Annotated in this window: 13 protein-coding genes; 7 read left to right on the top strand and 6 right to left on the bottom strand. The window is 37.2% G+C overall.

Annotated elements, in window-relative coordinates:
• Positions 1–28 precede the first annotated feature (28 nt).
• Complete coding sequence (locus tag DJ568_RS14890) at positions 29–316, top strand: hypothetical protein (protein WP_147238769.1); 288 nt, start codon at positions 29–31, stop codon at positions 314–316.
• Positions 317–440: 124 nt separating this feature from the next.
• Here the strand turns inward: DJ568_RS14890 and DJ568_RS14885 are convergent, their stop codons facing one another.
• Positions 441–1,193, bottom strand: coding sequence for a DUF1349 domain-containing protein (locus DJ568_RS14885; RefSeq protein WP_114006084.1), 753 nt, complete (start codon positions 1,191–1,193; stop codon positions 441–443).
• A gap of 642 nt (positions 1,194–1,835) precedes the next feature.
• On the opposite strand from DJ568_RS14885, the gene DJ568_RS14880 reads away from it, so the two are divergent.
• The 4 genes from DJ568_RS14880 to DJ568_RS14875 all read left to right on the top strand — a co-directional run bounded on the left by DJ568_RS14880 (position 1,836) and on the right by DJ568_RS14875 (position 3,895).
• The gene (locus DJ568_RS14880) at positions 1,836–2,462 is read left to right on the top strand and encodes a hypothetical protein (RefSeq protein WP_114006083.1); all 627 of its coding nucleotides are present in this window, start codon (positions 1,836–1,838) and stop codon (positions 2,460–2,462) included.
• A 66-nt stretch (positions 2,463–2,528) separates the two neighbouring features.
• Positions 2,529–2,657, top strand: a complete 129-nt coding sequence (locus tag DJ568_RS17555; protein ID WP_262510682.1) for a hypothetical protein — start codon at positions 2,529–2,531, stop codon at positions 2,655–2,657.
• Between the two features lie 4 nt (positions 2,658–2,661).
• Positions 2,662–2,829 carry a hypothetical protein gene (locus tag DJ568_RS17410; protein ID WP_199560995.1) on the top strand — a complete coding sequence of 56 codons (168 nt, stop codon included), beginning with the start codon at positions 2,662–2,664 and terminating at the stop codon, positions 2,827–2,829.
• A gap of 4 nt (positions 2,830–2,833) precedes the next feature.
• A complete protein-coding gene (locus tag DJ568_RS14875; RefSeq protein WP_114006082.1) occupies positions 2,834–3,895 on the top strand; it encodes a DUF932 domain-containing protein in 1,062 nt (353 codons plus the stop codon).
• A gap of 288 nt (positions 3,896–4,183) precedes the next feature.
• Here DJ568_RS14875 and DJ568_RS14870 read toward each other — a convergent pair whose 3' ends face one another.
• From DJ568_RS14870 to DJ568_RS14850, 5 genes are read right to left on the bottom strand one after another with little or no spacing between them, the layout of a single operon-like run.
• A complete protein-coding gene (locus tag DJ568_RS14870; protein ID WP_114006081.1) occupies positions 4,184–5,092 on the bottom strand; it encodes a hypothetical protein in 909 nt (302 codons plus the stop codon).
• 33 nt (positions 5,093–5,125) lie between these two features.
• Positions 5,126–5,965: a DUF6602 domain-containing protein gene (locus DJ568_RS14865; RefSeq protein WP_114006080.1), complete on the bottom strand. Its 840-nt coding sequence runs from the start codon at positions 5,963–5,965 to the stop codon at positions 5,126–5,128.
• Positions 5,955–6,905: an AAA family ATPase gene (locus tag DJ568_RS14860; protein ID WP_114006079.1), complete on the bottom strand. Its 951-nt coding sequence runs from the start codon at positions 6,903–6,905 to the stop codon at positions 5,955–5,957. The genes DJ568_RS14865 and DJ568_RS14860 overlap by 11 nt, the downstream gene beginning before the upstream one ends.
• A 2-nt stretch (positions 6,906–6,907) precedes the next feature.
• Positions 6,908–7,417, bottom strand: a complete 510-nt coding sequence (locus DJ568_RS14855; protein WP_114006078.1) for an HORMA-1 domain-containing protein — start codon at positions 7,415–7,417, stop codon at positions 6,908–6,910.
• A 5-nt stretch (positions 7,418–7,422) separates the two neighbouring features.
• Positions 7,423–8,388 carry a CBASS oligonucleotide cyclase gene (locus DJ568_RS14850; RefSeq protein ID WP_114006077.1) on the bottom strand — a complete coding sequence of 322 codons (966 nt, stop codon included), beginning with the start codon at positions 8,386–8,388 and terminating at the stop codon, positions 7,423–7,425.
• A 226-nt stretch (positions 8,389–8,614) separates the two neighbouring features.
• Here DJ568_RS14850 and DJ568_RS14845 point away from each other — a divergent pair, with 226 nt between their 5' ends.
• Positions 8,615–9,889 (top strand): AAA family ATPase, encoded by a 1,275-nt coding sequence (locus DJ568_RS14845; RefSeq protein WP_158534945.1) that lies wholly within the window; start codon positions 8,615–8,617, stop codon positions 9,887–9,889.
• Positions 9,876–10,478, top strand: a complete 603-nt coding sequence (locus tag DJ568_RS14840; protein ID WP_114006075.1) for an RloB family protein — start codon at positions 9,876–9,878, stop codon at positions 10,476–10,478. Before DJ568_RS14845 ends, DJ568_RS14840 begins: the two co-directional genes overlap by 14 nt.
• Positions 10,479–10,508 lie beyond the last annotated feature (30 nt).

Genomic DNA, 10,508 nt, shown 5'->3' with positions numbered 1-10,508 from the left:
CTGGAAAATCATCTTTAAATAACTACTTTTGACAACGCTTCTACAGCGTTTGCTGCGCTCGTTCGCCAGCACTTTGGGTGGTCAATTTGCCACGGAATCACCTGGTCAACTTCTCCGTATTATACAGTTAGAACTTCAGTTTGATATTAAAAAAATACCTGGAGAGGTGGGTCCATGCTATATGGTTACCGTCGACGGTTTATTTCAAGGCTACATCAAAAAGGAGAAATCCGGCATGTTCAGGCAATTAATGAATTCTAATTTTACTAATGAAGACATGGCTGTTATCAATTATGAGCTGAAAAAAATCAGTTAAATTGAGCCTGGCTAGGCTGTAAACTTCAAACAGATTGGTATTGTTAAAGTTATAATCATCTACTAAAACTAAAACATGGATGAAATTCTTACCTATGAACCCCGATTAGAGAATTCTCCTCTTTTTATTCTTTGCCTAGCCTGAAGTCGGTTACGCTTTTGTTGTTTAGACTTAATTCTTCAAAGATAGATGAAGACCCGGCCTTATCCACAGGACATTGAGTACTTATACCCACATACAAAATCTCGGGATAATCATTTTTATGCAGACGTACCATTTGCCATTTCTTGTTATCAAGAGAGTAATAACAGGCAATAGTTTTAGTATCAGATGATATTTTCATATATACAAATGGTTGCTTAACGATATCGTGGTTATTATCATCAGAGAACTGCTTATTGCGTACGGTAACCATGCGGTGTTCTCCTCCCTCGCTTTGCTCAAAGCAAAACTTTTCCCAAAAGCTCTCATTTGAATACACAAATAGATCTCCTGCATTATAAGTACCTTGCTTGGTAAATTCAGGTGTAACTTTGGCAGAAATAGTAAATGGTTTAGTATTGTCTATTTTTGAAAGTAATATAGGTGATGTGTTGTTAGTTAATTTTGCATCCGGATCCGAAAAATAGTCTTTTTCTCCGCCTACTTTCATAGTAATTTTATCACCATCAATACTAACAAGCGTATCTGCACCATTTATACTTTTGGTAAATGCTATGTTTCCTATACTTATATTACAATCACTTCCTGCTACTTTGTAATTTTCCGGTACTTCCGAATTATCGTTAGCTGATTTTTCAGGTGCTTTTTGTTCAGAACAACTTGTTATTGCAATTAGGCATAATATAATTCCAGTAAATAAAATCTGTTTCTTCATAAGTGTGTTTAATATAATTATTAGATTCAAATATAATATTTTGCATTGAATTGGACATTGGTTACAAAGACCGCTTCCTAATTTATATTAAACCATCATTGTTAAAGGTAATTGATCTTCGGCTGCCCCTGCGGCCAGGCTTTCCACTATATCTTTCCGGGTAAAGGATGCCGTTGCAATCCTTGACAGTTAATTTATGAATGCAATAAACTTGCGGACGCAAAGGCATTTTTGCTGCGCTGCAAAAGCCTTCGCAATAATTAATTTTCTTCCAACTCCAATTAAGAGCCTCTCTCAGAACTTCACTTGTTTACCCGCGCTGCTGGGTAAAGCTACGCTTGCCTTCGCACGGCACTTAATAACTGCTAAAATATCAGATGCTTTCTAGGAACTATTTTTCAACGAAAACGGACAAAAGCGGCGTCAAGATCGGTCAGCCCGTTCGTACGAACGCATAATGTCCTCCGCTGCGCTGCGGCCACCCTTCGGGACTTATAGTTCTCCCGCCCGTGCTCTGCGACCGTCTTTTTGACTTTCTTTTTTACCGTTTTTTCTTTTGAAAAATAGCTTTTTAAGGAAAGTCTTCGGGAAAAGAGGGAAACGAAAAAACAAAATTTTTAACCCTTTTAAATCATTTAAAAAATGAAAACAGCAGAAAAAAATGCGACCGCAGTACAAGGTACAGCAGCAAAAAACAACCAAACAGCTAACCGAGTTGAAAACCGCCCGAGCCTGACCCAAAAGGAAGCCAAACAAGATGAACCCGCTAAAAATCAAACACCTGCCCAAGCTTCGCAAGTTGAGGCAAACAAAATTACCGAAGTTAAGACCGACAGCCCCGCTACAGTGGATAACCAACCCGCTAACGTTGCAAACCAACCTGCAAAACAGGAAGTAAAGGAAGAACCAAAAGCAGAAGCACCAAAAGCGGACGATCCAAAAGCCGAAATCAGGTATATCAAACCTGCCATGAATTTAGAGCAAACTTTAAAATCAGTAAGCGATTTACACCGCTTAAGCATTCAGCGTTTAGCCCTGATTGCCCGCATCAAAACTTTAGAAGAGTTTGAGGTGAAATTGATTGAAGAGAACGACGAACTGGAAAATAACCCTTATCAGGGATGCAAGCTGATTATTGAAGATGATAAACGCCGTCAGTTTGTGACCAATACGCCAAACCTTATCCGTATGGTTTCACAGTTCATTTTTGATGCCTGCCAGGAAAAACTGTCGGAAATTGAAGCAAATATCATTTTCCCAAATGCTTAAACATAGTATGCTCCCGGCATATAGTCGGGAGCATTTTTTTATGGTTTCACAAAAACAGTAATTCATATGTACGAGCAATTTATAGAGTTAACCAACCAAATATTTTGGGAGGGTTACGCCGAAACTTTAGCGCAGGAAAACCCCGCACGTTTCCAATTTGAATTAAACGATTTTATGAACACCTACCAATTTTAAGGCAATGGAAGACAAAATCTTTTTACTGGTGAAAGTCACCATTAAAACCACGCACAGCAATATACACGATGCTATACAGGAACTGCAAACCGAAACGGTTTTACAGGTAAGCAGTACTCCAAACGTGGAAGTATTACAAACAAAAATTATTGAACTGAACACAAAAAATTAAAGTCATGGCACATCAAATAAATTTCAATCAGAAAACAGGCAAAAACAGCTTTATGAGCGTAAAGGAAAAAGCCTGGCACGGATTAGGGCAAATTATTGACCGCTATCCAACCAGTAGCGAAGCGATACAGCACGCAGGACTTGATTACATAGTGGAAAAACGCCCCTTATTTACCTATGATACCGCTAATTATCTCGGCAGTGCTGAGACTATTATCCCTGAAATAACAGTACCTAATTTCTTTGCGACCATTCGGGCAGATACCGAGCAGGTTTTAGGGGTTGTTGGTAATGATTATGAAGTCGTACAAAATCGTGATGCATTTTCGTTCTTTGATGCTATTGTAGGCGGTGGTGATGGTATTTTGTATGAAACGGCGGGTGCATTGGGTAATGGTGAGCGGGTTTTTATAACCGCTAAGTTACCCGATTATATTCGAGTGGGCGTTAAGGACTGGATTGAGCAATATTTGTTTTTAACCACTTCGCACGATGGATTGGGAAGCATTACCGCAGCTTTTACACCAATTAGAATAGTATGCAATAACACACTAAATGCCGCTATGAATAATCATTCAGGTGCGATTAAAATACGTCATACGGCATCCGCAACCGAAAGGCTTAAACAGGCGCATACGTTAATGGGTATCAGTAAATCTTTAGGCGGTGAAATGGAAGGTTTGTTTAACCATTGGGCTAAGGTGCGTATTACTGATGAGGAGGTTAAAAAACTGATACAAATTGCAATGGCACCGAATAAAGAAGTATTGGAAAATTTAGCCGAGGGTAAATTAGACCAGCTATCTACACACTACACTAATATTGTAGATAACGTGTATGAGTATGCATTAGGAAGTCAGACCCAGCAAATGGAAACAACCGCAGGAACAGTATTTGGTGCATACAACAGCGTTACAGGCTATTTCCAAAATGTGCGCAGTTTCAAAAGTGATGAAGCCAAGTTTAAATCTATCATGGACGGTACAGCCAAGCAAAGGGCGAAAACCGCCTTTAATCTTTGCCGTAATTTTGCAACGCAGGGAAGCGAAGCATTGATTTATAACTAATTACTATTAAGGGGGAGCAATCCCCCTTATTTCTAAAACTCCCCGGCGGCGGGCTATCGCCCGCCCGAAGAACGCCCCCTGTTTTCTCTATCGTTTATGATCTTTGGTGAAAACAGGGCGCGGAATATTTTGAAATCTAATTATAAAGATAATGTTCATTTAACCATAATTCACCTACTCTCATTGAGAGCAAAGGATCGTTAAAGAACACCTGTTTGTTATCAATTAATTTTTGAATTGTTATGAGTAGTGCAGCCAATATTTTTCAAAAAATTATGCGTTTCCTAATTAGAATGGCAGGTCATCGTTTTCAGGCTCGGCTGGCGGCAAAGCGGCTGCGGGTAACGGAATATTGTTGACAATGTAAAGATTGAGGATATCTTCCCTGTCCATAAAAATAATTTGTCGGCGCTGGACCGCATCCAGTTGTGAGCCCAGCCAAAGCCTCGCAGATTTAGTGATTTCGCCTCCTGCAACAATGATTACATGGTCGACCAATACATTCTTGCCGATATCAGGATCGAAAATGGCCAACCCCAAAAGCATCAACGATTGGTTATAAACTTCAGCGACACTATTGTTGCCCGTCTTTGTGAGTCCCGCGGAGTCAATTTTTCCTTTCTTTACTTGAATCCCGAAGTATAGTAAATGTTGCGTAGGTAACACAAATTTCATCCAGACATCTTTGCCGAACTCCAATTGCTTGTCCTTGTGACCCGTAACGGTTACTCGTTGGAAGCCGAGGTGCCGGAATAGTGGCATCAAAATATTTTCTGTTAATTCATCCTCGCTTACTTTATTGAGGTACTGGGTCAAGTGATCCTTATCTCTTACTTCAGCAGATGAAAGCGGACGACTTGGATTAGGTTCGGTCAAAGAGGCTATTCCGGATTTAGGTACCAGCGTCACCCTGCTGATTTCTTCATTTTCAAGGTGTCGAACCGGTAGTTGCAAATATTCTAACATTATCTTTTCCCAGCCTTCTAGGTCGTTGCGGAATTCAATGAACTGTGAAACTTCAACGGCAAAAAAAACTGTATAGAAATAAATACCGCCGTTCCAGTTATCATAGCCGGTTTGACGAATCGTAATCTCAGATCTTCCCAGCAAGCTAAGCACGTCATTCGCTTCATCCGCTTCTGCTAACTTTTTTACTGTTTCGATTAGTGATCTGAATTCCGGAAGGCTATCTATCATTGCTATTAAATCAAAAAATAAAAAAATAAAAAGTTACAATGCTTCATCAATTTCAATTTTAATAGCTTTTGCATATTCGCTTAGGTCAATCGCAGCAACTGAACCAATACTCTGTTGTAAATATCTAGTTAACTGAAAAAAAAAGGATACTAATGAAACATCCGCTTTACTAATATCAATTTCTGTGATTGTTCTCGACTCGTAATAATCCTTAATTCTCCCTGGAAAATCCATATTCTTTAAATCTTCCTCACCATCATGTTCAACCGTGAATGCACCAAAATCCACTGCACATCCCATATCAATTCCTTTTAAGCCTTTAACAGCTTTTAGATGGTTTATAAGAGTTTCATTTTTTTTAATACTGTTTGTACTTGCTAAAATTCCCCCAATTATTTTAGTTAACGGTCTAGGATTTCTTTTTTCACCCCGGTCTATAATATAAGTTGACGTTCTTTTTAAACGGCGAACACTTTCAATTTTTCTTCCTGCATATTCAATGTAATTGATACTTGAATCACCAGGAATACTTACAGATCCATTTAAATCCGGCTTAACTTCAAAAACAGCATAAACTCCTTCTGCCGGTATATAATGTATACCATTTTGGGTTAAAACAAATGGAGTATACTGTTGGTCATAAATTACAAGGTCAATTTGATCGCTAAGTTGACCTGTGCTATCTATTACGATTGCTTTATCTACACAGTAACGGTTAGGCAGGTATTTACGTAACCAATCTATCCATGTCTCCTCTAATGAATCGCCCTTTGAACCAGGGTGCAAAATAAATTCTCTATTAGTACTAAGCTGTGCAGACATTTGGTTCTGCAAAGCAGAAAATAAAGATTTTAAGCTAACTTTATTTGCCATGATTACTCATTTCTTTAAACGGGGCTGTAGGTAATATGCTTTCCGTGATTGCTATTGCTCGTTTAGGATCAATTGCACTATCTGGGTAAGCATCAAGCACTAGTGAAGGAATCAATCTTTGCACAATATCTGAAAAAGTAAATCCGTACTCACGATCGTTTCTCGGCCCAGTCATTTCAACAATGATTTTGATATCTGCTTGACTAAAACCCAATTCCGATAAAGGATCGCTCAAAACAGCTTGCCGTGCTTCGTCAGAGGGCCTTTTAAAATAAACTATTTCAGCAGCGCGTCTTCGTATTGCAGGATCAAGAGAATTTGGGCGATTCGTACACATTATTACTGCTGCAGGAAACTTGCCATTTCCTAGACTATCAATACCTCTAATAAACGCGTTCACACCTGCTTTGTCTTCGTGGTGCATTTGATCACTTTCCCGTGACTGAGCCAACGCATCGGCTTCATCGACTAATAGAATAACTGCACCTCTAGATTTACCTGAGGTATTTTTTAATTTTTTAGCTCGTTCTAAGGTATATTCAAATGCGGAGGAAATTAATTGGGTCATTTGTCCAACCCTACCTTGACCACGTGTCGCTAAACTTAATGGAAATAATTCCACATCAATATTTTGTTGCCTCGCTACGGCATCACCAATAGTATAAGCAAGTTCTGATTTGCCAGAACCTACATCACCGGCTAAAACTATAAGAGGAGGACGCCGTGTAACAAAATTTAAAATTAAGTTTGCATTTGGGTGGTACTTGTTGGCCCATTCATTAACTCCATCTGGATTGATTAATAGACCTAATATCTTCTTTAATGTTTCTTTAGTTTGATCTAGTCCTATGAGTAAATTATAACGTTCATGCATGTCTGGATCAGGAAAGTTTATTGTGTGTTCAAAAAGGTCCGAAAATGTCGGTTTGTTATTTTCCATTATTAGCTTTTTAAAGATGAACGATTTAAAGATTTCCCACCTGACGAATAACTTTTATCAGAACTTAAATATCCATTGACTCCCGGCTGTGGTGCACCCGATCGTTGGAATGGTAGACTATTTTTAAATGCGGCTTTTTCATTCTCCGATAAAAAATGGTAATTCCAGGTATATGTCATATAAGAGGTAAAATATGCGCCCACTATATTTGCATTTGGGCGTATCTTCCCCGGATCATCATCATTTGCTGAATTACCTTCTAAATCTTGTGCAGTATAACGCAAGGTTGGTTCGGTCCAAACGCCATTAATTTTAAAACCATAGGTAACTTCTTCCATATAACCCTTTTTTAAAAATTCTGTCAGTTCAGCCTCATAGTCTGCTATTGTTGAGTCACTCGGCGACCCATATAAGCGTTGGATTCGCTTTAAATCTGTAGCGACTTTTGATGCAAGATATTTGGCATGCGTAAGGGTAAATGTTACGGAGCCAGAGTTAGTGTATGAGCTCATATTAATTATATTTGAAATGATGGACCAAAAACTTTTTGCCAGTAATAAACTGTTTTTTCCTTTGTAGTAGCAGCTAATGCTGAATCAATTGCATCTCCCGCATCAAGTGCAGCTTCTGTAATAGTATCAGCTTGACTAGTAGTATATAACTTAGCTGCGTTGTTTTTAGGATTTACTGGATCTATTACACGGACTCTTTCATAAAAGGTAGGCACTTGCGAAACCTTGTAATAATCATTAAATGCGATTAACTCCTTTAAATCACTTTTAACTATGTAGGTAAAAAAACTTTGTAAAGCCTCTGGGTAATCTGAAAAATTAACTCCATCATCCATAAGTTTGGCCATTATAAGTTCTACCATGAATGATTTAAATTTAAAATTGCTGTTTTCTGATTTCATATTTCGTACCCAAAACTTTGCTAACCGAATAATTTGGGAAAAATGATCCTTTTGCAATGCTTTTCGTTTTCTAATAAATTCAAGATGTCTGGGTATGCAGGTTTCAAGCAATGAACCATCTTCTTGGCTTACAACACAACCATACCAATCAGGATCATCATAATATAGAATTGGTACTACATCAACATCAAGGCCAGAGCCTTTAAAAGATATTGTTACCGAATATGTTTTTGGCTGAACCTGATCGGCCGACATATTTGGAAATGCCTTTCTTAGTTTATCAGCTAAATATTCCAACAAGGCGCTAATATCTTTTGGAGCATCGGACCCACTAATATAACAGGCCATATCAATATCATTTAATGTTCGTAGTGCAGTGCCTTTTGCCAAACTTCCTGAAAGCAAGATTTTTCGAAGTTTAAAGTCCGGGTGATCGTTAACATAATCTGTTACTTTTTCTCGAACTCTGGCTGCCTGCGCTCTATAAGTATCAGCCTTATCCTTTGGTAAGTTTACGCGGTCTTTAGCGAACTGCGCTATATCATCATGTGTTACGTGTTCTCTTGCCATAAAATATCAATTAAATCATATTATTTCTTACTAACAACAAAGATATGTAAAAAAAAGCATATTTATAACGAAATTTTCGTTATAACTATGCTTTTTTATATTTTATTCAACATTTGTGCAACAATTCTTTCGATTTTTTCGTTATCATTGCTTAAAATATATCAATATGCTAATTAGGTTCACCGTAGAAAATTTTCTTTCCTTTAATGAGGAAACTGAATTCAACATGCTTACGGGCGATATTAGACGTCTTCCTAACCATGTATTTGGTTTTAAAAAAATTGATCTTCTAAAAAGTGCCGTTATCTATGGTGCAAATGGAGCAGGTAAATCCAACCTGATTCAGGCGATAACCATTTTGCGGGAAATTGTCGTGAATGAGACAACTGACTTCGTAAGTGAAGATTCCTTTTTCAGATTAGATAATAATGAAAATAAGCCAACAACTTTTGAAGTTGAATTTCTAAATGAAGGAGGAGCATATGCTTATGGATTATCATTTCATAACAATGTTATACAAGAAGAGTGGTTATTTAAATTGAATTTTGGTAGCAAGCCTGATGAGCCAATCTTTGAACGCAAATTAAAAAAAGGTGGTGTTGAAAGTTTAAAATTTGGTCCTAAGTATTCTAAAACACCTAAAGACAAATTACTTGCACAGGTTTATGAAGAATTACTTGAACCCGATAGGCCATTTTTAACTTTAGTTAAGGAAAAAAGATTCAAAGAAATCCAAGATACAAAGCACTGGTTAGATAAAAGGGTGCTAATTATTTTTCCTCGTATGCAATATTCAGGCCTGGTTAATAATTTCCTTGACGATGAAAGTTTTAGAAACTTTACGAATGAAATTATTACAACATTTGAAACAGGTATAAAAGAATTAGATGTTTTAACTATTGACTTTGATTTATATTTTGGCGAGGATAACTCATCGGAAAAGGATCGAGTATTAAAGCGCATCCGTACCGGAGAAATTGAAAGCGTTGGAGATAATCGAAACGCGCTGGCAATGATTGAAGATGGTAAAGCAGTTGTAAAAAAACCAGTTGCGTATCATACTGATTCAAATGGAAAAAAGGTAAAATTTGAACTTTTTGAAGAATCAGATGGTACTTTAAGATTAATAGATTTTATACCGGTTTTATATTTAATAAATCATTTTCCAGTTACTGTAATTATCGATGAAATTGACCAAAGCATTCATCCGGCCTTGTTAAAAGAGTTTATTGCTAAAGTTCAAAATAGCCCAAATCGTATAGGCCAATTAATTTTTACAACTCATGAGTCTAATTTATTGGATTTGGATTTATTTAGGCAGGACGAAATTTGGTTTGCTGAAAAGAATGCCGCTTGCGCAACTCATTTTTATGTATTGAGTGATTACGATGTTCGTACCGATTTGGATATCAGAAAAGGATACTTATCAGGACGGTTCGGGGCAATTCCATTTTTAGGAAACTTCAAAGATCTCAAATGGGAAAAATATGTCGAGAAGTAAAAGTAGGGAATACAAAAAAGGCAAGCCACATCGCGATTTTCGTAAATTTATAATTGTAGCTGAAGGGGATAGAGAAGACGAGTACTTTAGCTTTTTTAAACGATTATCTTTAAGGATAGATATACAGATAGTTCCTCGAGAGGGTGGCAAATCCGCTTGTAAATATTTTTTAGATCGAATTAATGATTATGACTATAAATACGGAATTGAAAAAGAAGATTATGTTTGGTTTGTTTTAGACGTCGATAGGTGGCCTAAGAGAGAAATTTACAATCTTTATGTTGCTTGTCAAGAAAACAGCAATTATCATATTGGAATGAGTAATCCTTGTTTTGAAGTGTGGTTGTGTTATCATTTTCTCAAAGTTTTGCCTGACGATATTAGTTCAGGCAAAAACTTTAAAACTTATCTTCCTGAGGTGGTTAAAGGAGGATATAACAGAGACGTTTTCGCTTCTTTAATTGCAACTGCTTCTAAAAATGCAAATACCGCGGATAATGATAAGGACAACTATTTTCCAGCTTTAAGAATCACTAAACTTTATTCTTTAGCAAATCAGTTATTACATTTCCTAGGGAACAACTGGTAATAAATCAAGATATAACTTTCATATCTTGAT

Origin of the sequence: Mucilaginibacter hurinus, assembly GCF_003324525.1 — a bacterium.
Classification (GTDB): domain Bacteria; phylum Bacteroidota; class Bacteroidia; order Sphingobacteriales; family Sphingobacteriaceae; genus Mucilaginibacter; species Mucilaginibacter hurinus.
The sequence above is the reverse complement of the archived record's forward strand: the minus strand, read 5'-3'. Positions and strand labels throughout refer to the sequence as shown.